This window comes from Streptomyces sp. NPDC058576, from assembly GCF_042718715.1.
Taxonomy (GTDB): domain Bacteria; phylum Actinomycetota; class Actinomycetes; order Streptomycetales; family Streptomycetaceae; genus Streptomyces.
Genome location: NZ_JBHXPF010000008.1, coordinates 99,298 through 121,561, shown reverse-complemented (window position 1 = coordinate 121,561; position 22,264 = coordinate 99,298). Strand labels below are relative to the sequence as shown.

The window sequence follows — 22,264 nt, the reverse complement described above, 5'->3', positions numbered from 1 at the left end:
CGACGACGGACCCGGTCAGCCGGACCCCGCTGGTGATCCCGGTCGGCCGCCACCACACCCCGGAGCCGGAGGAGCCGGGCCAGAACCTCGCCTGAGGGGCGGAGCGCGCGGCGGGCGCCCCGAATGGCCCACCGGATCGGTGGGCGATTGGCCCGGGAGCTCCCGCCCATCGCTTCCTAGGCTGGGCCCATGAGCACCGGACACCGCACCTCCGTCGACTTCTTCTTCGACCCCGCCTGCCCGTTCGCCTGGATCACCTCCCGCTGGATGCTGGAGGTGGAGCGGCACCGGGACATCGACCTGCGCTTCCGCCCCATGAGCCTCTACCTGCACAACGAGGGCAACGACCTGCCCGACTGGTACCGCGAGCTCGTCGACAAGTCGATCGGCCCCGTCCGCGTGGCCGTCGCCGCGGCGGCCGCCCACGGCGACGCCGTCCTGCGGGACCTCTACACCGCGCTCGGCACCCGCATCCATCAGCACAAGGAAAAGGACTTCGACACGGTCGTCGCCGCGTCCCTCGCGGAACTGGGCCTGCCGCCCGAGCTGGCGGAAGCCGCGCACTCGACGGCGTACGACGACGGGGTCGCCCGCGGCCACGACGCGGGCAAGGACCCGGAGCAGGACGCGTACGTGGGCACGCCGACGATCCACGTCGACGGCACGGTGTGGTTCGGCCCGGTCCTGAACGCGATCCCGCGCGGCGCGGAGGCGGCCGAACTCTTCGACAGCTTCAGGGTCCTCGCGAACCACCCGGGCTTCTTCGAACTCAAGCGCGCCCGGTCCGGCGGGCTGTCCTACGACTGACCGGCCGGGGCCTCACGCCGACAGCGACGCCCGCACCGTCACCCGCGCCTCGTCGAACCGGGTGAGCAGCAGCCGCGCCAACTCCGGTGCGGGGCCCAGGACATCGGCCAGGACATCCGCCCCGGCCGCCTCGGCGCCCGCCGCGATGCGGTCGGGGAGCCGGCCGGGCGCGATGACGTACGGGGCCACCGCCACCCGGTCCACGCCCTCGGCGCGCAGGGCCCGGACCGCGTCCTCGGTGCGGGGGAGGAGTGCGGAGGCGAACGCAGGCCGCACGGCGCACCAACCGGTGTGCCGCAGCTCCCGCGCGATTTCAGCGATCACTGCGATCGCCTCCGGGTCTGAGGATCCCGCCGAGGCCAGGACGAGCCCGGTCCGGGGGAGGTCGCCGGGACGGACCCCGGCCTCCCGCAGCCGCCGCCCCAGGGTGGCGTTCAGCAGCGGCGACGGGCCGAGGACGTCGGCCTGCCGGATGCGCAGCATCGGCAGCCGGGCGCGGGCCTCGCGCAGGACCGAGGGGATGTCGGTCTTGGCGTGGAACGCCCGGGTCAGCAGGAGGGGCAGGGCGACGACCTCGTCGGCCCCCTGCGCGGCCAGGCGCTCCAGCACCCGGGGCACGGACGGGGCGTTGAACTCCAGGAACGCGGTCTCCACCCGCAGCCCCGGCCGCTCGGCGCGGACCCGCTCGGTGAGCGCGTGCACGGTCGCGGCGTGCCGCGGGTCGCGGCTGCCGTGGGCGATGACGAGGAGAGTGGGACGGGACATGGCGTGACTCAGTTCTTGACGAGGAGACCGCGGCTGCGCAGCACCCGCCGCTCCAGCGGACTGAAGATCAGCAGGTCGATCGCGATGCCGACGAACAGGATGAGCAGGATCGAGAGGAAGATCCCGGGCATGTCGAAGTTGCTGCGGCCGTTCTCCAGCAACTGACCGAGCCCCAGGCCCAGTTCGGGAGACGATGCGATGATCTCGGCGGCCATCAGCGAGCGCCAGGAGAACGCCCAGCCCTGCTTGAGGCCCGCCAGATAGCCGGGCAGCGCCGCCGGGAGCACGATGTGCCAGGTCCCGCGCAGCCCGGTCGCGCCCAGCGTGCGGCCCGCCCGGAGGAACAGCGGCGGCACCTGGTCGACGCCGGAGACCAGCCCGTTGGCGATCGAGGGCACCGCGCCCAGCAGGATCACCGCGTACATCATCTGGTCGTTCAGGCCGAGCCAGATCACCGCCGGGGCCACCCACGCCACCGAGGGCAGCGACTGGAGCCCGGACAGGATCGGGCCGATCGCGGCCCGGACCAGCTTGACCCGGGCGACCAGCAGCCCCAGCGGCGTACCGATGGCGACCGCGAGCAGGAAGCCGAACAGGCCGCGCGAGACGCTGGTCCAGACGACCTCCAGCAGCGTGCCCGCCAGCCACATGTCCTTGGCGCTGTCCCATACGGCGGACGGCGGAGGCAGCTTGTACACCTCGGTGACCTGGGCGCGGACCAGCAGCTCCCAGACCACCAGGACCAGTGCCACCGCCACGACCGGCGGCAGCACCTTCTGCAGGAGGACCTCGCGCACCGGGGTACGGCGGATCTGAACGGCGTCGAGCGCGTCGAGCCCGGCCTCCAGGCCCGCCAGATCGTCGGTCTTCGCGTCGACCGGTCCGGCCGCCGCGTCCGGCCGCTTCCGGTCGGACGTGATGTCAGTGCTGGCCATGTCGGCGGATCTCCCCACGCAGTTCTTCGGTGATCTCGACGGACAGCTCCGCCACGGCGGTGTCCTCGATGCGGCGCGGCTGCTCGATGTCGACCGTCCACTCCCGGGCGATCCGGCCGGGCCGGGACGACAGCAGCACGACGCGCTGCGCGAGCCGTACGGCCTCGCGCACGTTGTGTGTGACGAAGAGGACCGAGGCGTTCGTCTCCCGCCAGATCCGGGTCAGCTCGTCGTGCAGCACATCGCGCGTGATGGCGTCGAGCGCCGCGAACGGCTCGTCCATCAGCAGCAGCTGGCTGTCCTGCGCGAGCGCGCGGGCCAGCGCGACACGCTGGCGCATACCGCCGGACAGCTCGTGCACCCGTTTGCCGTACGCCCCGCCTAGCCGGACGAGTTCGAGCAGCCGCTCCGCCTCGGTGCGGCGCTCCGACTTCGGCACTCCGCGCAGCCGCAGGGCCAGTTCGATGTTCTTGCCCGCGGTCAGCCACGGGAAGAGGGCGTGCTCCTGGAACATCAGGGCCGGCCGCCCGCCGGGGGTCTCGATGGACCCCTTCGACGGGCGGTCGAGTCCGGCCACCAGATTGAGCAGCGTCGACTTGCCGCACCCGGAAGCTCCCAGGAGGGTGACGAACTCACCCGGAGCGACATCGAGGGTGATGTCGTCCAGCACGAGCTGCTGACCCGTGGGTCCGGCGAAGGACTTCGAGACGTGCGCGAGACGGGCTGCGTGCTCGACCGTCGTACGGTCCTCGGCCTTGGTGAGGGTAGGGGTCGCCATGGTCGTCACCTCCTGGGAATCCTTACGTCCTGCTGCGGATGGGCGGGCTACTTGACGCCGAGACCGGCGTCGGCGATCTCGGGCTGCCCTTCGGCCTTGAGGATCTTGTTCAGCGGGCCCAGGTCGTAGATGCCCTGGAGGTTCGGCTCCTCTAGCAGACCGGACTTCACCGAGTAACCGGCCTGCGTCTTCAGCGTCTCGGCCAGCGGGTCGTTGGTGATCTCGATGGACTCCCACGCCGGGTCGAGGATCTCCGTCGGCAGCGGCTTGCCGCTCAGCTTCTCCAGCGCCTTGTTGGCGGACGCCTTGGCCTCCTCCGGGTTGGCGTTGATCCACTTGTTGGTGGACACCGAACCCTTCAGCACCGCCTCGACCACGTCCGGGTGCTCGTCCAGGAACTTCTGCGACACGATGATGTTCGTGATCACGAACTTCTTGTCCGGCCACAGGTCCTTCTCGTCGAGGAGCACCTTCGCCCCCTCGGAGACCAGCTTGGAGGCCGTCGGCTCGGGCACCCACGCGCCGTCCAGGTCACCGGACTTGTAGGCGTCCGGGGTCACCTTGTTGTCCGAGCGGACCACGGAGACGTCGCCCTTGCCGCTCTGGGCGTCGACCTTCCAGCCCTTCTCGGAGATCCAGTTGAGGAAGGCCACGTCCTGGGTGTTGCCGAGCTGCGGGGTGGCGATCTTCTTGCCCTTGAGGTCGTCCAGGGTCTTGATCTTGTCCGGGTTGACGACCAGCTTGACCCCGCCGGAGGCCGAACCGGAGATGATCCGCAGCCCCTTGCCCTGGGACTTGCTGTACCCGTTGATGGAGGGGGAGGGGCCGATGAACCCGATGTCGATGGAGCCGGCGTTCAGCGCCTCGATCTCGGACGGGCCCGCGTTGAAGGTCGTGGACTCGACCTTGGTGCCGCCCAGTTCCTTCTGGATGGTGCCTTCCTGGATACCGACCAGGGCGGTGGCGTGCGTGAGGTTCGGGAAGTACCCGATCTTCACGGTGTCGGAGGAGAGCTTCTTCCCTCCGGCGGAGACGTTCGCCTTGGCGTCGTCGTCCTTGGACTCGGAGCCGTAGCCGCAGGCGGTGGCAGCCAGGGCGAGCAGCGGCAGGGCGGCGGCAGCGGCGAGGCCGCGGCGAACGGTGGAACGGTGGGCAGGCACGGGAGGCTTTCCTCTCGTTGGCCCGGTACTCGCGTCCCGCTGTCTGGTCAGGGGGGCGCGGCCGGGAGGTCGGCAGGTCTTCGGCGGTACGGGTGCGGGGGGTTCAGGGCGCGCGAGCGGTGCGCGTACGTCATCACGCACATCGCCCCACGCCTCCCTGACCGCTGCCGAGGGCGCCGCTGCCCACGCGGCCGCCCTCCTTCGCGAAGGTGGAGAAGAAGTCGGTGGCCATCAGAAGTCCCATTCGGCGTCGTCGTCGGCGGCCTGCGCGACGGCTTCGGCGACCGCGGCGAACGCGGCGCCCGCCATGCCGGCGCTCAGCGTCGTACCGTCGGCCGGGTCGATCAGCAGGAACGAGCCGGTGCGCCGGGAGTCCTCGTACGCGTCGAGCGCGAGCGGCTCGGCGGTGCGCACGACGACCCGGCCGATGTCGTTGGCGACCAGCTGCCCGGGGGCCGGGTGCTGGGAGAGGTCGTCCAGCGTGAGCCGCGACGGGATGTCCTTGACGATCGCCTTGACGGTGCGGGTGGTGTGCTTGAGCAGCACCCGCTGGCCCACCGAGAGCGGCTGGTCGGCGACGTGGCAGACGGTCGCCTCCACGTCCTGGGTGACCGGCGGGGCGTCGTCGGCGGGGGCGATCAGGTCGCCGCGCGAGATGTCGATGTCGTCGGCCAGCCGCAGCGTCACCGACTGCGGGGCCCAGGCGATGTCGACGCTCCCGCCGAGCGCGTCGATGCCGGTGATCGTGGTCGTACGCCCCGAGGGGAGTACGGAGACGGGCTCGCCGACCCGGAACACCCCGGCGGCGATCTGCCCGGCGTACCCCCGGTAGTCGGGGTGCTCGGGGCTCTGCGGCCGGATCACGTACTGCACGGGGAAGCGGGCGTGGCAGGCGGTGAGGTCGTGGCTGACCGGCACCGTCTCCAGGTGCTCCAGGACGGTCGGCCCGCCGTACCAGTCCATGTGCGCGGAGGGCTCCACCACGTTGTCCCCGGCCAGCGCCGAGATCGGGATCGCGGTGATCTCCGGGACGCCGAGCGACGCGGCGTACGCGGTGAACTCCTCGGCTATCGCGGCGAACACGGGCTCCGCGTAGTCGACCAAGTCCATCTTGTTGACCGCCAGCACCACGTGCGGGACCCGCAGCAGGGCGGCGACGGCGGCGTGCCGGCGGGTCTGCTCGACGACCCCGTTGCGGGCGTCGACCAGCACCACGGCCAGCTCCGCCGTGGAGGCGCCGGTCACCATGTTGCGCGTGTACTGCACATGGCCCGGGGTGTCGGCGAGGATGAACCGCCGCCGGGTGGTGGCGAAGTAGCGGTAGGCGACGTCGATGGTGATGCCCTGCTCACGCTCGGCCCGCAGGCCGTCGGTGAGCAGCGCCAGGTCCGGCGCCTCCTGGCCGCGGCCCCGCGAGACCTGCTCGACGGCCTCCAGCTGGTCGGTGAGGACCGACTTGGAGTCGTGCAGCAGACGTCCCACGAGGGTGGACTTGCCGTCGTCGACCGACCCGGCGGTGGCGAAGCGCAGCAGGGTGGTGGCCGACAGCTGCTCGGCCGACTGGAGTTGGGTGGTCATGGTTAGAAGTACCCCTCGCGCTTGCGGTCTTCCATCGCGGCCTCGGACATCTTGTCGTCGGCGCGGGTCGCGCCCCGCTCGGTGAGCCGGGAGGCGGCGATCTCGGTGATCACGGCGTCCAGCGTGGTGGCGTCGGAGTCGACGGCCCCGGTGCAGGACATGTCGCCGACCGTGCGGTAGCGCACCAGACGGGTCTCGGTGGCCTCGTGCTCCTTCGGCCCGCCCCAGTGGCCCGCGGTCAGCCACATGCCGTTGCGGTTGAACACCTCGCGCTCGTGGGCGAAGTAGATCTCCGGCAGCGCGATCCCCTCGCGCTCGATGTACTGCCAGACGTCCAGCTCGGTCCAGTTGGAGATCGGGAAGACCCGGACGTGCTCGCCGGGGGCGTGCCGGCCGTTGTACAGCTGCCACAGCTCGGGCCGCTGGCGGCGCGGGTCCCACTGCGAGAACTCGTCGCGCAGCGAGAACACCCGCTCCTTGGCGCGCGCCTTCTCCTCGTCGCGCCGCCCGCCGCCGAACACCGCGTCGAAGCGGTGCTGCTGGATCGCCTCGGTGAGCGGCACGGTCTGGAGCGGGTTGCGGGTGCCGTCGGGGCGCTCGCGGAGCTTCCCGGCGTCGATGTACTCCTGCACGGAGGCGACGTGCAGCCGCAGCCCGTGCTTCTTGACCGTACGGTCGCGGTACTCCAGGACCTCGGGGAAGTTGTGCCCGGTGTCCACGTGCAGCAGCGTGAACGGCACCGGCGCGGGCGCGAACGCCTTCAGCGCCAGGTGCAGCATCACGATGGAGTCCTTGCCGCCGGAGAACAGGATCACCGGCCGCTCGAACTCGCCCGCCACCTCGCGGAAGATGTGGACCGCCTCGGACTCCAGGGAGTCCAGGTGGCTGAGCGCGTACGGGTTCGCTGTGCCTTCCGGCACGGTGGTGGTGACGGCACTCACGCCAGGCCCCTCTCGGTGAGCAGCGCGTGGAGCGCCGCCGCTGACTCCTGCACGGTCTGCTGGTGCGACTCGATCCGCAGGTCGGGCGATTCGGGCGCCTCGTAGGGGTCGTCGACCCCGGTGAGACCGCTGATCTCGCCGGCCGCCTGCTGGGCGTAAAGACCCTTCACATCGCGTACGGAGCACACCTCGACGGGAGTGGCGACGTGCACCTCCAGGTAGGTGGTCGACTCGGTGGCGTGCCGCTTGCGGACGGCCTCGCGGCTGTCGGCGAACGGGGCGATGACGGGGACCAGCACCTTCACGCCGTTGGCCGCGAGCAGTTCGGCGACGAAGCCGATCCGGGCCACGTTGGTGTGCCGGTCCTCGCGGGAGAAGCCGAGGCCCGCGGAGAGGAACTCGCGGATCTCGTCGCCGTCGAGCACCTCCACCTTGTGGCCCTCGGTCCGCAGCCGGCCCGCCAGCTCGTACGCGACGGTGGTCTTGCCCGCGCTCGGCAGACCGGTGAGCCAGATCGTGGCCCCCGTCTCCGTCACGCTCATCGAAGTCTCCTGATCAGTCGTCATCAGCCGTGCAGCCCGCATTCGGTCTTGCCGCGTCCGGCCCACCGGCCGGCCCGTGCGTCCTCGCCCTCCAGCACCCGGCGGGTGCAGGGCGCGCAGCCGACGGAGGCGTAACCGTCCATCAGCAGCGGGTTGGTGAGCACGCCGTGCTCGGCGACGTAGGCGTCCACGTCGTCCTGGGTCCAGCGGGCGATGGGGGAGACCTTCACCTTGCGGCGCTTGGCGTCCCAGCCGACGACCGGGGTGTTCGCCCGGGTCGGCGACTCGTCGCGGCGCAGCCCCGTCGCCCACGCGGCGTACGCGGTCAGGCCGTCCTCCAGCGGCTTCACCTTGCGCAGCGCGCAGCACAGGTCGGGGTTCCGGTCGTGCAGCTTCTCGCCGTGCTCCGCGTCCTGCTCGGCGACCGTCTGCCGGGGGGTGATCGTGATGACGTTGACGTCCATCACCGCGTCCACCGCGTCCCGGGTCCCGATGGTCTCCGGGAAGTGGTAGCCGGTGTCCAGGAAGACCACGTCCACGCCCGGCAGTACCCGGGAGGCCAGGTGCGCGACCACGGCGTCCTCCATCGAGGAGGTGACGCAGAAGCGCGGCCCGAAGGCGCCGGTCGCCCACGTCAGGATCTCGGTGGCGGAGGCGTCCTCCAGCTCTCGTCCGGCCTGCTCGGCCAGCTCCTGGAGCTCGCGGTCGGTCAGCTCGTCACTCAGCAGAGTGTCCGTCATATCCGGTCCCCTTCACCGTCGTTGCGCTGAACGCCCCGGGTCAGCAGACCCAGGAACTTCAGCTGGAACGCACGGTTGCAGGCGGCACATTCCCAGGCGCCGTGACCCGTCTCGTTGGGACGCAGGTCCTCGTCGCCGCAGTACGGGCAGTAGAACGGGGCGGCTCGCTCGCTCATGACAGCGACTCCGCACTGGCGCGCGCCGCCCAGGTCGCGAAGCGCTCGCCGTCCTCGCGCTCCTCCTGGAACCGGCCGAGCACCCGCTCGACGTAGTCCGGCAGTTCGGCCGAGGTGACCTTCAGGCCACGGACCTTGCGGCCGAACCCGGCCTCCAGGCCGAGCGCCCCGCCGAGGTGCACCTGGTAGCCCTCGACCTGGTCGCCGTTCTCGTCCAGCATCAACTGGCCCTTGAGACCGATGTCCGCGACCTGGATACGGGCGCAGGCGTTCGGGCAGCCGTTGATGTTGATGGTGATCGGGTGGTCGAACTCCGGGATGCGGCGCTCCAGTTCGTCGATGAGGGAGGCGCCGCGCGCCTTCGTCTCGACGATGGCCAGCTTGCAGAACTCGATGCCGGTGCAGGCCATCGTGCCGCGCCGGAACGGGGAGGGCGTGACCCGCAGGTCGAGCGCCTCCAGACCGGCGACCAGGGACTCCACCTGCTCCTCGGCCACGTCCAGCACGATCATCTTCTGCTCGGCGGTGGTCCGTACCCGGCCGGAGCCGTGCGCCTCGGCCACCTCCGCGATCTTGGTGAGCGTGGTGCCGTCGACCCGGCCCACCCGCGCGGCGAAGCCGACGTAGAAGCGGCCGTCCTTCTGCCGGTGCACCCCGAGGTGGTCGCGCCAGGTCTGCGCGGGCTGCTCGGGCGCGGGCCCGTCGACCAGCTTGCGCTGGAGGTAGTCGTCCTCCAGGACCTGGCGGAACTTCTCCGCGCCCCAGTCCGCGACCAGGAACTTCAGCCGGGCACGGGTGCGCAGCCGCCGGTAGCCGTAGTCACGGAAGATCCCGATGACCCCGCCGTACACGTCGGCCACCTCGTCCAGCGGTACCCAGGCGCCGAGCCGGACCCCGAGCTTGGGGTTGGTGGAGAGGCCGCCGCCGACCCAGAGGTCGAAGCCGGGGCCGTGCTCCGGGTGGTTCACGCCGACGAACGCGATGTCGTTGATCTCGTGCGCCACGTCCAGCTGCGGGGAGCCGGAGACGGCGGACTTGAACTTGCGGGGCAGGTTGGAGAAGTCGGGGTTGCCGATGAACCGGCGCTGGATCTCGTCGATCGCGGGCGTGCCGTCGATGATCTCGTTCTCGGCGATGCCGGCGACGGGGGAGCCGAGGATCACGCGGGGTGTGTCACCGCACGCCTCGGTGGTGGACAGGCCCACCTCTTCGAGCCGCCGCCAGATCTCGGGCACGTCCTCGATACGGATCCAGTGGTACTGCACGTTCTGCCGGTCGGTGAGGTCGGCGGTGCCGCGCGCGAACTCCTGCGAGATCTCGCCGATCACCCGCAGCTGCTGCGTGGTCAGCCGGCCGCCGTCGATGCGGACGCGCAGCATGAAGTACTTGTCGTCCAGCTCCTCCGGCTCCAGCACGGCCGTCTTGCCGCCGTCGATGCCGGGCTTGCGCTGGGTGTACAGCCCCCACCAGCGCATGCGACCGCGCAGGTCGTTCGGGTCGATCGAGTCGAAGCCGCGCTTGGAGTAGATCGTCTCAATACGTGTCCGTACGTTGAGACCGTCGTCGTCCTTCTTGAACTGCTCGTTCCCGTTGAGGGGCGTGTGGTGGCCCACGGCCCACTGACCTTCACCACGGTGGCGTCCGGCCTTGCGGCGGGGCGTGGCGGTCGCAGGCTGTTCCGGGGTAGCGGCCATGGCAATACGTCCTTCGGGACTGCGGGAGGGCGGCTCTGAGCGGCACACTCGCGCGGAGGCGCGGCGGTGCGCGGGCGGGATCAGAGGGAAGAGAAGTGCGGCGTTGCCGGGGCTGTCAGCTCGCCGGACAGATGGCGCTGGACATGCGGCCGAGGTCGACGTGGCGTCGACTCACCAAGGCAATTCCAGTTCCAGACATGACGGAAGCGTGTCACGCGCATCTCGGGACAGTCCACCACTATCCGCTATGTGGACGGCTGGGTCTCGAAACATGGGACGATGTGGCGCCCGTCACGGGATACGGCACCGGCATTGGCGACAAAACGCCCGCGAGCGGTTCACCGGAAGGGGGACGGTCACCGCACCGCCCCCGGGGAACGCGGACGGTCAGGAGGCGTGCGCCCCGGGCCAGGGACCCGGCGTCGCCACCTCCGCCTCCACCTCGGTCTTCGTGTCGAAGAGCCGGAAGCCGCGCCGCAGGTAGTTGTCCATCGCGTGCGGGCCGTCCTTCGAGCAGGTGTGCAGCCACACCCGCTTGGTCTCCGGCCGCTCCGGCCAGCGCTCCGCCAGGTCCCAGGCGCGCGCCACCCCGTACGACAGGAGGTGACCGCCGATCCGCCGCCCCCGGAACGCGGGGATCAGCCCGAAGTACATGATCTCGACCACGCCGTCGTCCTGGGCGTCCAGCTCGACGTACCCGGCCGGCGTCCCGTTCTCGTACGCCACCCAGGTCTCCGCCCCGGGCCGCTCCAGGGCCTCCTGCCACTGGGCGTACGTCAGGCCCAGCCGGTCGGTCCACCGGATGTCCCCGCCCACGGCGGAGTACAGGAAGCGGCTGAACTCCGGCAGCGGAACCTCGGACCGGACGATGCGCACATCGCCCTCCGGCGCGCGCGCCGGGCGGAGATCGGCGGGCGAGGTCTGCTCCAGGGACCAGACGGTCACCTCGATGGTCGGCGCTGCGGGCTGCGGGATGTCGCTCATGACGGCCAGAAAACCATGGAGCCGCCCGCCCGCGCACAGCGGCCCCGCCGCGGACCGCCCCGCCCGGGGGCTGCCCGCTCCTTCGGACCGCCCGCCCGCGCGCGGCGGCCCCGCTCAGGTGGCCCGTGCCGCCCTGCGGGCCTCCGCCACCACCGGCGCCAGGGAGTGCGGCAGCAGATCCGCGCCGTGCTCCGGATGGATCACCTCCACCTCCACCCCGTCCCCGAAGCGGTACGGGCGGTGGGCCAGGACCTCCGCCAGATGACGTCGCAGCCGGGAGATCTCGGCCCGGACCGTCACCGTCCGGGTCGCGTCCCCGAAGATGTCCCGCGCCAGCTCCGATGCCGTCCGCCCCTGGCGGTGCACCGCCAGTGCGTACAGCAGCTCCGCGTGGCGCGGCGAGAGCCGCTGCGTACGGCTGCCGAGCGGTCCCGTCAGATGCACGGCGAGCGCCCGGGGCCGGCTCAGGTCCACCACCACCCGGCGCGGCGCCCCCTGCGTCCCGCCGTCGTCCACCTGCACCAGCCAGCCGCCCGGCAGCGGCTCGACCCGGCACATGCCGAGCGAGGACAGCCACACCGGCCCCGGCCGCAGCGACTTCGGCAGCGGCAGCCGGTCCACCGGAGCCATCCCGGTCACCGCCGCCAGCCGCCCGTGCACGTCCACCGCCAGTGCCCGTCCGCCGATCCGGCACAGGATCGGCGCTGCCACCGCGCGCAGCCGCTCGATCTCCGCCAGGTGGCGGGTGCGGATCTCGCCCTCGGCGAGCCGGGCCACCGAGTCGACCAGGGCCAGCGTCGCCGGGTGGAAGGTGGACGCCGGCCCGCTGATGTCCACGATCCCGATCAGCCGTCCGTCGCGCGGGTCCCGGACCGGGGCCGCCGCACAGGTCCAGCCGTGCAGCGCCCGGATGAAGTGCTCGGCCGAGTGGACCTGGATGGGGACCCGGGCGGCGAGCGCCGTCCCGATCGCGTTCGTGCCGGTCGCCGCCTCGGCCCAGGCGGCCCCTTCCTCCAGGCAGATGTCGTGGGCCCGGCGCAGCACCCCCGTGTTGCCCTGCCGCCACAGCACCCGGCCCTCGGGGTCGGTCACCACCATGATCTGCTGCGCGGCATCCGCGATCGAGGCCAGGCCCGCCCGCAGCAACGGCATCAGTTCGCCGAGCGCCGTGCTGTGGCGCCGGTGCTCGATCTCGTCCGCCTCCAGCAGCTCGCTCTCCGGCGACTGGTCGGGATTGATACCGCTGCGCACCACGCGGTCCCAGGAGGCGTCGATCTCCGCCCGGGGCGCGACACCGGACCGTGCCCCCGTCAGCCGTGCCTCCCGCGCGCCGTGGAGCAACCGGGTCGCCCGGCGGTCCGCCCCCTGACCCGTCACCCGCACCACCCCCGCCGAACCTGTGTCCGTCATGGTCCCCGTTCCCCCCGAACGCTTCCCGACCCCGCCCGGTCCATCCTGCCGGTCACCCGGCCCGGCCGCCGAGCAGTCCACACAATGGTTGCAACCCTTTGCAACTCTGGCGAAGTCCCCTGGGTCCGTACGAGAGTGGGAGAACACTGTGCGCCGGGCCTGTCCCGGCCGCCCGGTGTCGCACAAGCATGGAGGGTGGTGCCGTGTCGGCGCAGCACCACCCTCCTTCGCTTGCGGTGGCTGCTCGGTCCGGCCGCCCGCGTCGCGCCGCCGTACGCCCGGGTTTCCCGCGCCTTTGCGGTCCGACCCCTCGCGTACCGCCGATCAGCCGCCGCCCTGGAGCGTGCCGGTTTCCGAAATGAGTGTGGTCCGCGCCGGACGGGGCACCGGTCGGACATGGCTGTTCTGCGCAGAGTCGCCCGGCCCCTGCTGGCCGCGAAATTCATCCGTGACGGGATCGCGACGGTCCGCGATCCCGCCCTCCCCGACCCTCCGGAGGACTCCCGGGGCGAGCGGGAGACTCCCGCACTCGCCTCGCGGCTCCCGTTTCTGCCCGAGGACCCCGAGCAACTCGTACGCCTCCAGGGCGCGGTGCAGCTCGGCGCCGGAGTCCTGCTCGCCGTGGGACGCGCGCCCCGGCTGGCGTCCGCGGCCCTCGCGGTGACCCTGGTGTCCTCCGCCCTGGGGGCCTGCGGCCGCCGGGCGAGCGACGACCCCGAGGCGCGACGTGCGGATCTCCTCACCGATATCTCCCTGTTCGGCGGGCTGCTGATCGCCGCGGCCGACACCCACGGCAAGCCTTCGCTCGCGTACCGGACCCGCCGGACGGCGGGCCACGCGTCCGACGCGCTCAGCCACCACGCCCACGCCGTCTCCCACCAGGTGGGGAACGCGGCGGGCGCGACCGTGGACACCGTCACGCACTCCGTCGAGGCCGCCCGCAAGCGCCTCTCCTGAGCGCGGCGCGAGCGCGCGGTCCCCAACCGTCGACGCCGGGCCCCGAAGAAGTCACCTTCGGGGCCCGGCGTCGCACCAGGCCCTACGCGACCGCCGGCCGGGCCCGTGCCACCACCGAGGCCAGATCCAGACTGTGCGGCAGCGTCCCGAACGACGAGCCCCAGTCCCCGCCCAGACGCGAGGCGCAGAACGCGTCGGCCACCTCCGGCGGAGCGAAGCGCACCAGCAGCGAACCCTGGAGCACCAGCGCGAACCGCTCCACCAGCCGCCGCGCCCGTGCCTCGACGCCCTCCAGATCGGCCAGCTCCGTCAGCAGATCCTTGATCGCCGCGTCCAGCCGGTGATCCGCCCCCCGCGCCCTGCCGACCTCCCGCAGGAACGCGTCCAGGGCCTGCGGCTCCCGTTGCAGCGCCCGCAGCACGTCCAGGGCCTGCACATTGCCCGCGCCCTCCCAGATCGAGTTCAGCGGCGCCTCGCGCAGCAGCCGCGGCATCCCCGACTCCTCGACGTAACCGTTGCCGCCCAGGCACTCCAGCGCCTCGCCCACCACGGCGGTGCAGCGCTTGGTGACCCAGAACTTCGCGGCGGGCAGCGCGAGCCGCAGGAAGGCCCGCTCCTCCTCGGTGTCCGCGTCGTACGCGGCGGCCAGCCGCATCGCCAGCACCGTCGCCGCCTCCGACTCCAGCGCCAGGTCGGCCAGGACGTTGCGCATCAGCGGCTTGTCGATCAGCGGCCCGCCGAACGCGCTGCGATACGCGCTGTGGTGGATCGCCTGCGCCACCGCCTGCCGCATCAGCGCCGCCGAACCGACCACGCAGTCAAGACGGGTGGCCGCCACCATCTCGATGATGGTGCGCACCCCGCGCCCCTCCTCGCCGACCCGGCGGGCCCAGGTCCCGTCGAACTCGACCTCGCCGGACGCGTTGGACCGGTTGCCCAGCTTGTCCTTGAGCCGCTGGATCGCGAACACGTTGCGCGTGCCGTCCGGGAGCACACGCGGCACCAGGAAGCAGCTCAGGCCGCCCGGCGCCTGCGCCAGCACCAGGAAGCCGTCCGACATCGGCGCCGAACAGAACCACTTGTGCCCGGTGAGCAGATACTCCCCCTCGCCCGACAGCGGCTCCGCCCGCGTCGTGTTGGACCGCACGTCCGTGCCGCCCTGCTTCTCGGTCATGCCCATCCCGAAGAGCACCCCGGCCTTCTCGCGCGGGGGCCGCAGCCCCTCGACGTACGTGTGCGAGGTCAGCAGCGGCTCCCACGCGGCGGCCAGCGCCGGATCGGTGCGCAGGGCGGGCACCGCGGCATGCGTCATCGACAGCGGGCAGCCGTGCCCCGCCTCGGCCTGCGACCAGACCAGGAACCCCGCCGCACGCCGGACATGACCGGCCGGACGGCCCCAGGCGTCCGTCAGCCCCGCCGACACGGCATGGCTCAGCAGCCGGTGCCAGGACGGATGGAACTCCACTTCGTCGACGCGATGCCCATACCGGTCGTGGGTGCGCAGGACGGGCGGATGGGCGTTCGCCTGCGCACCCCACTCCTGGGCCTGGGCCGAGCCCGCGGCCCGGCCGAGCTCCCCGAGCTCCACCAGCGCCACGGGCCGGACCCCGGGATCGATGTGCCGCTCGACGGCCTCGGAAAGGACCCGGTCGGCGGCGAAGACGTCATAGCCGACCAGCGGCGGAACCTGATTGGTCACTGTGTGGGTGGTGGCTGCCATGCCGATACGGTAAGGAGGTGCAGGCAGCAAATGAAACACCCGAGCGGCCACCGGGCCGGCTCCACCGGGCGCGAGTGCTCTACCGCAACGTCTCCAAACGGCGCATGGCGTGGCACTTGCTCAAGGACACCGTCAACTCGTGCATCGAGTACCGCATTCTGGGCCTCGCGGCCGAGGCGGCGTTCTTCACCCTGCTCTCGCTCCCCCCGCTGCTGCTCGGCATGATCGGACTGCTCGGTTACGTCGACGAGTGGACGACCACCACCACGGTCGCCTCCATCGAGCGCAACATCCTCTCCGCCGCCCAGACGGTGCTCTCCGAGCGCGGGGTCAACGACTTCGCCAAACCGCTGCTCGCCGACGTCACGACCGGGGCCCGCCCCGACGTCATCTCCATCGGCTTCGCCATCGCCCTGTGGTCCGGCTCCCGCGCGGTGAACGTCTTCATCGACACCATCACCGTCATGTACGGACTCGACGGCCACCGCGGCATCGTCAAGACCCGCCTGCTCGCCTTCCTGCTGTACGTCGTCGCCCTGCTGCTCGGCGCGGTCGTGCTGCCGCTGCTGGTCGTCGGCCCGGACCGGGTGGTCGAGTTCGTCCCCTGGGGCACCGAGGTCATAGCCGTCCTGTACTGGCCGCTGGTTATGCTGCTGAGCATCGCGTTCCTCACGACGCTCTACCACGTGTCCGTGCCGGTGCGTTCGCCCTGGATCGAGGACGTACCCGGGGCGCTGGTGGCGCTCGGCATGTGGGTCCTCGGCAGCTTCCTGCTGCGCATCTATCTGACCAACACGGTCGAGGGCCCGACCATCTACGGCTCCTTGGCGGCGCCCATCGCCGTGCTGCTGTGGATCGGCATCTCCGCCTTCGCGGTCCTGGTCGGCGCCGCCGTCAACGCGGCCATCGACCGGGTGTGGCCCTCGCTCGCCACCGCCGCCGCCCGCGAGGCCACCGAACGTGTCCGGGCCGCGCAGGCCGCCGAGTTCGTCGCCCGGGCCCGAGCGGCCGCCTACGACGCCACGGACGACGACGATGACGAGGACGACGGCCCCGCGTACATGCCGTCCGAGTTCCCCGAGCGCTGGTCCCGCTTCCTGCCGCCCGACGATGTGAAGTCCCGGCTGCACGCGACCTGGGAGAAGGAGCCCAGGGACGCGAAGGAGTCCAAAGAGCCCAAGGAGTCCAGGGAGCCCAAGGAGTCCCCGGGCGTGAAGGAGCCGAAGGGCTCCACGCCGCCGAAGGAACCCCCCTTCGGCTGACCGCCGACCGCGCTAGCGTGGAAGGATGCCCCGCGAACGCCAGCGGTACCAGGAACGTCCGTCCCGGCTGGACGGGGCCGTCGTCTGGACCCTGGACGTTCCGCCCGGCCCCCGGCCGCCCGCCCGGTCCGTCCTGCCGGACGGCTGCATGGACCTGATCTGGACCGCCGGCCGCCTGGTCGTCGCTGGGCCCGACACCCACGCCTTCGAGGTCGACCCGCGCAACCGGGGTTCCTGCGCGGCGATCCGCTTCGCGCCCGGCACCGCCCCCGTGCTCCTCGGCCTACCGGCGCACGAGCTGCGCGACCACCGGGTCGACCTGGCCGCGCTCTGGTCCCGTACCGCGGTCGCGGCGCTCACCGAACGGATCGACCGGGCCCCGGACCCCGCCGCCGCCCTGGAGGACTTCGCCCTGGGCCGCGCAGCCGACACCGGACCGCCGGACCCGCTCACGGCGGCCGTCGCGGAGGGACTGCGGCGCGGCAGGTCCGTCGCGTCGACGGCCGCCGAGGTCGGCCTCGGGGCCCGCCAGCTGCACCGCCGCTCCCTGGCCGCCTTCGGCTACGGCCCGAAAACGCTGGCCCGGATCCTCCGCCTCCAACGCGCCCTGGACCTCGTCCGCACCGGCGTCCCGTACGCCGAGGCCGCGTACCGGGCGGGCTGCACCGACCAGGCGCACCTGGCACGGGAGATGCGCGATCTGGCCGGCACGACCCTCGGGGCCTACTTCGCGGCGGGCGAGGCGGCGAACAGCGAAACGCCGCAGCCGTCGGGGTCCAGGACGACCGCGTAGCGCTGCCCCCACACCGCGTCCCACGGCTTCAGGTGCCCGGTGTGACCGGCGTCGACCAGCTCCGCGTACAACGAGTCCACCTCCTGCGGGCTGTCACAGGCGAAGGCCAGGGCGACCCGCTCACCGCCGCCCGACGGGCGCTCCCAGCCGGGGTCGAACGAGGCGATGACCTCCTCGGTGTCCCACAGCAGCCGCTGCCCGCCCGGGAGCGTCACTTCGACATGGGGCGCGGACTGAGCCCCGTCGGGGATGTCGAGGCCGAGCCGCCGGTAGAAGGCGAGCGAGGCCGCCAGGTCCGCCGTGATGATGCTGATCGCGTCGAGTCGTGGAGTCATGCCCCGACCGTAGGCACAAGGCGCTCCCGCCGTCTTGTACGAATCGGTCGCGCGGGAACGGGCGGCGCGGCCCTCACCCCAGGCAGTCCGCGGGCGAGGTCCCCGGATCGGTCAGCGCCAGCCCCAGGGCCGCCCGCTCGGTGACCCACCGCGTCGGCCGGTGCCGCGGATCGCCGGTCGACGCGTGCAGCGCCCGCTGGAGCGCCAGCATCCGTACGGCCCCGATCCGCTCGCCCCACGCCAGCGGCCCGGCCGGATAGCCGAGCCCGGTCGTCACCGCCAGATCGATGTCGGCGGGCGCGGCGAGCGAGCGCTCCGCGATCGAGCAGCCGACCGCGACGACGGACGACAGCAGCCGCTGTGCCACCGACCCCGCGGTGTCCCGCACCACCGACACCGCGTACGGCTCACCGCCCCCGGCCGCCCGCGCCAGCACGGCCCGCGCGTCCCGGGCGGCCGCCGGATCGGAGGCGGCCGTCACCGCGAGGACCCGCCGCCGCCCGGCCGCGGGCAGCACCTCGACCCCGAACGCACGCTCCCGGGGCAGCCCGCCCGCCGCGACCGCCGCCGCCACCGACGTCCCCCACACCGGCACCAGCACCACGGCCCCGTCCGACGGCCCCTCGCCGCGCTCCACGCGGACCCCCGCCGCCTCCAGCGCACCCGTCAGCGCCTCCTCGTACGCGACGGTCTCCCGCAGCCCGGCCGACGCCAGGAACACCGGGCGCTCCCCGTCCCCGCCGACCGGGCTCTCCGGAGCGGGGCCGGACGCCCCGTCGCCGTACGCGTACCAGCCCCGGCCCGTCTTGCGGCCGTGCAGCCCCGCCGCCACCCGGTTCGGGGTCAGGAAGGACGGGCGCAGCCGGTCCTCGTAGCGGAAGCCCTGCCAGATCGAGTCGATCACCGCGGCCGTCACGTCGAGACCCGTCAGGTCCATCAGCTCGAAGGGCCCCATCCGCAGCCCCAGCACGTCCCGGGCGATCCGGTCGATCTCCGCCGGGTCCGCCACCGACTCCTCCAGCAGCGCGAGCGCCTCGGTCACCAGCCCCCGCCCGGCGTGGTTGACCAGGAACCCCGGCGTGTCGGCCACGGTCACCGCCCGGTGCCCGCACCCCTCCACCAGCCCGGTGAGCAGGGCCCGGATCTCCGGGCGGGTCGCCGCGCCCGGCACCACCTCCACGATCCGCATCAGCGGCACCGGGTTGAAGAAGTGCAGCCCGGCCAGGCGCGAGGGGTCCTGGAGGGTCGCGGCGATCCGGGTCACCGACAGGGAGGAGGTGTTGGTCGCGAAGACGGCGGATGAGGGCAGCGCCCGCTCCAGCTTCCCGAACACCTCGGCCTTGGTCTCCAGGTCCTCCCGTACGGCCTCGACGACCAGCTCCACGTCCGGTCCGGCCGCCCACGGGTCGTCGAGCGGCACCAGCCGCGTCACGGCCCCGTCCCGGTCGGCGGGGGACATCCGGCCCTTGGCGACGGCCCGGTCCAGCATCGACGTGACGAATTCCAGGGCCTCCGTCACCGCCTCGGCCCGTACGTCACCCAGCTCCACGGTGTGTCCCGCGCTCGCCGCCCACTGGGCGATGCCGCGGCCCATGGCCCCGGCTCCGACGATCCTGATACGCATGGCAGTTGGGGCCCTTCCGGCGGAGGCGGTCATGATGAGGATGGGGCGGTCAGCGGAGGTAGACACGGTTCGGGTCGACGTCGTCGCGCAGGAGCCGCAGCTCCGCAGGGGTGGGCGGGTCCGTCGTCGCGACCCGGCCGGCGGCCTTGAGCTCCCAGCCCGTCGCCGCCCGCACCTGCTCGACGGTGACTCCGGGGTGCACGGCGACCAGCCGCAACTCGTCCCCGAGCCCGGCCCGGGCGAGGACGCCCAGCTCGGTGATGACCCGGGTGACGCCGACGCCGAGCGGGCGGATGCCGTCCGCGAGCGCCCGGTCGGGACCGGGCGTCGTACAGAAGTCGAGCACGTCGGCGAAGGAGCGCGGGGTGTGGCGGCGCATCACGACGAAGACCTCCCGGGCGTTCGCCATCACCTCGACCGCGCCCCCGGAGCCCGGCAGCCGCACCGACGGGCTCTCCCACTCCCCGATCACCGAGGTGTTGAGGTTGCCCCACCGGTCGATCTGCGCGGCCCCCAGGAAGCCGACGTCGATGTGCCCGCCCTGGAGCACCGAGCCGAACAGCGTGGGCATGGACACCACCGCCTCGGCCCCGGTGATCAGGACGGCGTCCGCGATGGTCTCCGGCAGATGGGAGGGGTGCGCCCCGCAGACCCCGGACTCGTACACCACCTCGATGCCCGGCGCGACGGTCAGCCGCGCCAGTTCGGCGGCGAGCGTCGGCAGCCCGATCCCCGCGAACACGGTCCGCCGGCCCGTCAGTTCGCGCGCGGCGACGACGGAGAGCAGCTCGGACGCGGTGACGGGCCCAGGGCGTGTCCGGCCAATCAGGGCCGGGTCCGCGACGCCTGGCACTTCCCCAGGCTCTCGGCTTCGCTCGTGCAGGGGAGGCTCCATCCCTCGCGGCGTTGCCGAAACGCCCGAATCGCTCCGCGATGAGGACGTTCCAGCGCCTGGCGATGCACCGCACCAGACGCCGTGGCCTGTCCGGCCCTGATCCGCCGGACACGCCCTGGCGTCCCGCGCATGCCGCTCGCTCACAGCCGCCTCCCGTAGTCCACCGGCTCGCTCAGCGCCTCGCCGACCGCGAGGCCGGCCCAGAACTCCTCGCCCAGCTTCGCCACGTACGCCGCGTGGTCGGCGGTCCCGTACACCCACTCCGCCAGCCAGCCCCGCAGCCGCTCCGGATCCTTGCTGATCGCGGACCAGGCCCGGTAGAAGGCGTTGTCCCGGTCGTAGTAGCCCTGCGCGAACGACGGGTGCGCCCCGCGCGGGCAGAGGACCACCGCGTCGACCGCGTGGGCGGGGACGAGGGTGCGGTTCGGGTCCGCGCGGATCACCTCGTCCGCCACCAGTTCCTCCACCACCACGACCGCCTTCTCCGCCGCGTACACCGCCTCGGCCTGGACCCCGGTCAGCCCCCAGATCTGGGTGTTGCCCCGGCGGTCGGCGCGCTGGGCGTGAATGATCGTCACGTCCGGGTGTACGGGCGGTACGACATAGATCTGCTCGGTGCCGCCGTCGGCGTCCGGGTACGGCGAAGTGACCTTGCGGATACCGGGATTGACGGCCGGCAGATCGCTGCCCGCGTAACTGCGCAGCGGATGGAACGGCAGCCGCTGGGCGCCGGCGAGATAGCGGCAGACCATTCCGTAGTGGCTGTACTCCTCGAACGCCAGCGGCTCGGGATCGGCGTGCTCGATCCGCCGGCGCAGCTCACCGAGCGAACCGGCGGAGGAGTTGCCGACGAAGGAGGAGACCAGCCTGCTCACGCAGCCCGCCGCCAGCATCTGGTCCACCACGATGTCCGCCGTCATCCGGACGACCGTGAGATCCCGGCGGCCCTGCCGGATGATCTCGTGCCCGGCGGCGGTCGGGATGAGATGGGTGAACCCTTCGAGGCTCACGGTGTCCCCGTCGTGGACGAAGGCGGCGACGGCTTCCCGCATCGACATGATCTTGCCGGCCGTCCGGTCCACGGTTCTCCTCATCGTCCGCCTGCGCGGACCCCACGGTGTCAGCGTCCATTGATGGCTGTCCAATACCGAATTAAGGTCGGATCAAGACGCCAGGAGTATCACCATGGAACTACGCCACCTCAACGCGTTCCTCGCCGTGGCCGAGGAGCTGCACTTCGGCCGGGCCGCCAAGCGGCTCCAGATGGCCCAGCCCCCGCTGAGCCAGCAGATCCGCCGGCTGGAGCGGGAACTCGGCGTCCAGCTCTTCCACCGCAACACCCGGTCGGTCCGGCTCACCAGCGCGGGGGAGTCCTTCCTCGAACCGGTACGAACGGTGCTGGACGACCTGGACACCGCCGTCCGGGCGGCCAGATCGGCGGGGATCGGCGAGTACGGCCGGGTCACCATCGGGTTCGCCGGGGCCTCCAGCCACGAGACGCTGCCCCGGCTCACCCGGGCCGTGCGCGCCGCCCACCCCGGGCTCGAACTCGTCATGACCGGCCAGACGTACGCCAACACCGCCCTGGCCCGGGTCGCCGACGGCTCGCTCGACCTCGGCTTCGTCCGGCTGCCGGTGACCCGGCCCGGCGTCGCCCACCGGGTCATCGACGAGGAGGAGCTGGTCTGCGCCCTGCCCTTCGACCACCCGCTCGCCCGGCGGGAGACCGTACCCCTCGCCGTACTCGCCGGCGAACCGTTCGTCTCCTTCCCCGCCAACTCCGGCTCCACCGTCCGCGACGCCATGACCGAGGCCTGCGAGAGCGCCGGGTTCACCCCGCGCGTCGTCCAGGAGGCACCCGACTCGTACACGATTCTCGCCCTGGTCGCCGCCGGGGTCGGCGTCACCCTCACGGTCACCTCCGTCCAGCACATCCAGCAGAACGGCCTGGTCTACCGTCCCCTCGCCGGACGGCCCATCCGCCTGAGCGCCGCCCTGGCCTGGCGCTCCGACAACCCCTCCGCCGCCCTGCGCGCGGTGCTCGCCGTGGCGGAGGGAGCGCTGCCGACACCCGTCCGTACCCTCGATTGAGACGTACGGCCTCTCAAGCCGGTGCGTATTCGATATTGGACCGACTCAGTCACCCGGTGCGAAGGTCATCCCACCGC

The 22,264-nt window shown here is 72.3% G+C and carries 23 protein-coding genes; 5 read left to right on the top strand and 18 right to left on the bottom strand.

The features are described from left to right. Positions 1 to 189 precede the first annotated feature (189 nt). Positions 190 to 807, top strand: a complete 618-nt coding sequence (locus ACFWRV_RS09390; RefSeq protein ID WP_384330653.1) for a DsbA family protein — start codon at positions 190 to 192, stop codon at positions 805 to 807. Positions 808 to 819: 12 nt separating this feature from the next. On the opposite strand, the gene ACFWRV_RS09385 is transcribed toward ACFWRV_RS09390, so the two are convergent. The 13 genes from ACFWRV_RS09385 to ACFWRV_RS09325 all read right to left on the bottom strand — a co-directional run bounded on the left by ACFWRV_RS09385 (position 820) and on the right by ACFWRV_RS09325 (position 12,510). Continuing rightward, the gene (locus ACFWRV_RS09385) at positions 820 to 1,572 is read right to left on the bottom strand and encodes a sirohydrochlorin chelatase (RefSeq protein WP_384330650.1); all 753 of its coding nucleotides are present in this window, start codon (positions 1,570 to 1,572) and stop codon (positions 820 to 822) included. 8 nt (positions 1,573 to 1,580) lie between these two features. Further along, positions 1,581 to 2,507 (bottom strand): ABC transporter permease, encoded by a 927-nt coding sequence (locus tag ACFWRV_RS09380; RefSeq protein ID WP_384330647.1) that lies wholly within the window; start codon positions 2,505 to 2,507, stop codon positions 1,581 to 1,583. Continuing rightward, a complete protein-coding gene (locus ACFWRV_RS09375; RefSeq protein ID WP_384330644.1) occupies positions 2,494 to 3,285 on the bottom strand; it encodes an ABC transporter ATP-binding protein in 792 nt (263 codons plus the stop codon). The genes ACFWRV_RS09380 and ACFWRV_RS09375 overlap by 14 nt, the downstream gene beginning before the upstream one ends. Before the next feature lie 47 nt (positions 3,286 to 3,332). Then, positions 3,333 to 4,445 carry an aliphatic sulfonate ABC transporter substrate-binding protein gene (locus ACFWRV_RS09370; protein WP_384330641.1) on the bottom strand — a complete coding sequence of 371 codons (1,113 nt, stop codon included), beginning with the start codon at positions 4,443 to 4,445 and terminating at the stop codon, positions 3,333 to 3,335. Positions 4,446 to 4,676: 231 nt separating this feature from the next. Beyond that, positions 4,677 to 6,023: a sulfate adenylyltransferase subunit 1 gene (locus ACFWRV_RS09365; RefSeq protein WP_384330638.1), complete on the bottom strand. Its 1,347-nt coding sequence runs from the start codon at positions 6,021 to 6,023 to the stop codon at positions 4,677 to 4,679. 2 nt (positions 6,024 to 6,025) lie between these two features. Continuing rightward, positions 6,026 to 6,964, bottom strand: coding sequence for a sulfate adenylyltransferase subunit CysD (cysD, locus tag ACFWRV_RS09360; protein WP_384330631.1), 939 nt, complete (start codon positions 6,962 to 6,964; stop codon positions 6,026 to 6,028). Beyond that, complete coding sequence (gene cysC, locus ACFWRV_RS09355; protein WP_384330628.1) at positions 6,961 to 7,506, bottom strand: adenylyl-sulfate kinase; 546 nt, start codon at positions 7,504 to 7,506, stop codon at positions 6,961 to 6,963. Before cysC ends, cysD begins: the two co-directional genes overlap by 4 nt. Positions 7,507 to 7,529: 23 nt before the next feature. Beyond that, positions 7,530 to 8,246, bottom strand: a complete 717-nt coding sequence (locus ACFWRV_RS09350) for a phosphoadenylyl-sulfate reductase (protein ID WP_384330625.1) — start codon at positions 8,244 to 8,246, stop codon at positions 7,530 to 7,532. Continuing rightward, positions 8,243 to 8,422: a hypothetical protein gene (locus ACFWRV_RS09345; RefSeq protein WP_384330622.1), complete on the bottom strand. Its 180-nt coding sequence runs from the start codon at positions 8,420 to 8,422 to the stop codon at positions 8,243 to 8,245. The genes ACFWRV_RS09350 and ACFWRV_RS09345 overlap by 4 nt, the downstream gene beginning before the upstream one ends. Continuing rightward, positions 8,419 to 10,116, bottom strand: coding sequence for a nitrite/sulfite reductase (locus ACFWRV_RS09340; RefSeq protein ID WP_384330619.1), 1,698 nt, complete (start codon positions 10,114 to 10,116; stop codon positions 8,419 to 8,421). Before ACFWRV_RS09340 ends, ACFWRV_RS09345 begins: the two co-directional genes overlap by 4 nt. Before the next feature lie 115 nt (positions 10,117 to 10,231). After that, positions 10,232 to 10,315 carry a putative leader peptide gene (locus tag ACFWRV_RS09335; RefSeq protein ID WP_309486338.1) on the bottom strand — a complete coding sequence of 28 codons (84 nt, stop codon included), beginning with the start codon at positions 10,313 to 10,315 and terminating at the stop codon, positions 10,232 to 10,234. Positions 10,316 to 10,503: 188 nt separating this feature from the next. After that, positions 10,504 to 11,100 carry a GNAT family N-acetyltransferase gene (locus ACFWRV_RS09330; protein WP_384330616.1) on the bottom strand — a complete coding sequence of 199 codons (597 nt, stop codon included), beginning with the start codon at positions 11,098 to 11,100 and terminating at the stop codon, positions 10,504 to 10,506. Positions 11,101 to 11,214: 114 nt separating this feature from the next. Continuing rightward, positions 11,215 to 12,510: a GAF domain-containing protein gene (locus tag ACFWRV_RS09325; RefSeq protein WP_384330613.1), complete on the bottom strand. Its 1,296-nt coding sequence runs from the start codon at positions 12,508 to 12,510 to the stop codon at positions 11,215 to 11,217. A 396-nt stretch (positions 12,511 to 12,906) separates the two neighbouring features. Here ACFWRV_RS09325 and ACFWRV_RS09320 point away from each other — a divergent pair, with 396 nt between their 5' ends. Further along, a complete protein-coding gene (locus ACFWRV_RS09320) occupies positions 12,907 to 13,467 on the top strand; it encodes a DoxX family protein (RefSeq protein ID WP_384330610.1) in 561 nt (186 codons plus the stop codon). Positions 13,468 to 13,549: 82 nt separating this feature from the next. On the opposite strand, the gene ACFWRV_RS09315 is transcribed toward ACFWRV_RS09320, so the two are convergent. Beyond that, on the bottom strand, positions 13,550 to 15,187 hold the full coding sequence (locus tag ACFWRV_RS09315; RefSeq protein ID WP_384330607.1) for an acyl-CoA dehydrogenase family protein: 1,638 nt from the start codon (positions 15,185 to 15,187) through the stop codon (positions 13,550 to 13,552). Between the two features lie 17 nt (positions 15,188 to 15,204). On the opposite strand from ACFWRV_RS09315, the gene ACFWRV_RS09310 reads away from it, so the two are divergent. Both ACFWRV_RS09310 and ACFWRV_RS09305 read left to right on the top strand, forming a co-directional pair. Further along, positions 15,205 to 16,449 (top strand): YhjD/YihY/BrkB family envelope integrity protein, encoded by a 1,245-nt coding sequence (locus ACFWRV_RS09310; protein WP_384330604.1) that lies wholly within the window; start codon positions 15,205 to 15,207, stop codon positions 16,447 to 16,449. A 25-nt stretch (positions 16,450 to 16,474) separates the two neighbouring features. Continuing rightward, positions 16,475 to 17,242, top strand: a complete 768-nt coding sequence (locus ACFWRV_RS09305; protein WP_384330601.1) for a DUF6597 domain-containing transcriptional factor — start codon at positions 16,475 to 16,477, stop codon at positions 17,240 to 17,242. Here ACFWRV_RS09305 and ACFWRV_RS09300 read toward each other — a convergent pair. From ACFWRV_RS09300 to ACFWRV_RS09285, 4 genes are all read right to left on the bottom strand, one after another. Beyond that, positions 17,173 to 17,577, bottom strand: a complete 405-nt coding sequence (locus ACFWRV_RS09300) for a VOC family protein (RefSeq protein ID WP_384330598.1) — start codon at positions 17,575 to 17,577, stop codon at positions 17,173 to 17,175. The two genes, ACFWRV_RS09305 and ACFWRV_RS09300, sit on opposite strands and share 70 nt — an antisense overlap. 73 nt (positions 17,578 to 17,650) lie before the next feature. After that, the gene (locus ACFWRV_RS09295) at positions 17,651 to 19,201 is read right to left on the bottom strand and encodes a 3-hydroxyacyl-CoA dehydrogenase (protein ID WP_384330595.1); all 1,551 of its coding nucleotides are present in this window, start codon (positions 19,199 to 19,201) and stop codon (positions 17,651 to 17,653) included. 49 nt (positions 19,202 to 19,250) lie between these two features. Then, positions 19,251 to 20,096: a CoA-transferase subunit beta gene (locus tag ACFWRV_RS09290; protein ID WP_384330592.1), complete on the bottom strand. Its 846-nt coding sequence runs from the start codon at positions 20,094 to 20,096 to the stop codon at positions 19,251 to 19,253. A 140-nt stretch (positions 20,097 to 20,236) separates the two neighbouring features. Then, positions 20,237 to 21,190: a CoA transferase subunit A gene (locus tag ACFWRV_RS09285; protein ID WP_384330589.1), complete on the bottom strand. Its 954-nt coding sequence runs from the start codon at positions 21,188 to 21,190 to the stop codon at positions 20,237 to 20,239. Between the two features lie 91 nt (positions 21,191 to 21,281). Between ACFWRV_RS09285 and ACFWRV_RS09280 the strand changes: the two genes are divergently transcribed. After that, positions 21,282 to 22,187 (top strand): LysR family transcriptional regulator, encoded by a 906-nt coding sequence (locus ACFWRV_RS09280; RefSeq protein ID WP_384330586.1) that lies wholly within the window; start codon positions 21,282 to 21,284, stop codon positions 22,185 to 22,187. Positions 22,188 to 22,264 lie beyond the last annotated feature (77 nt).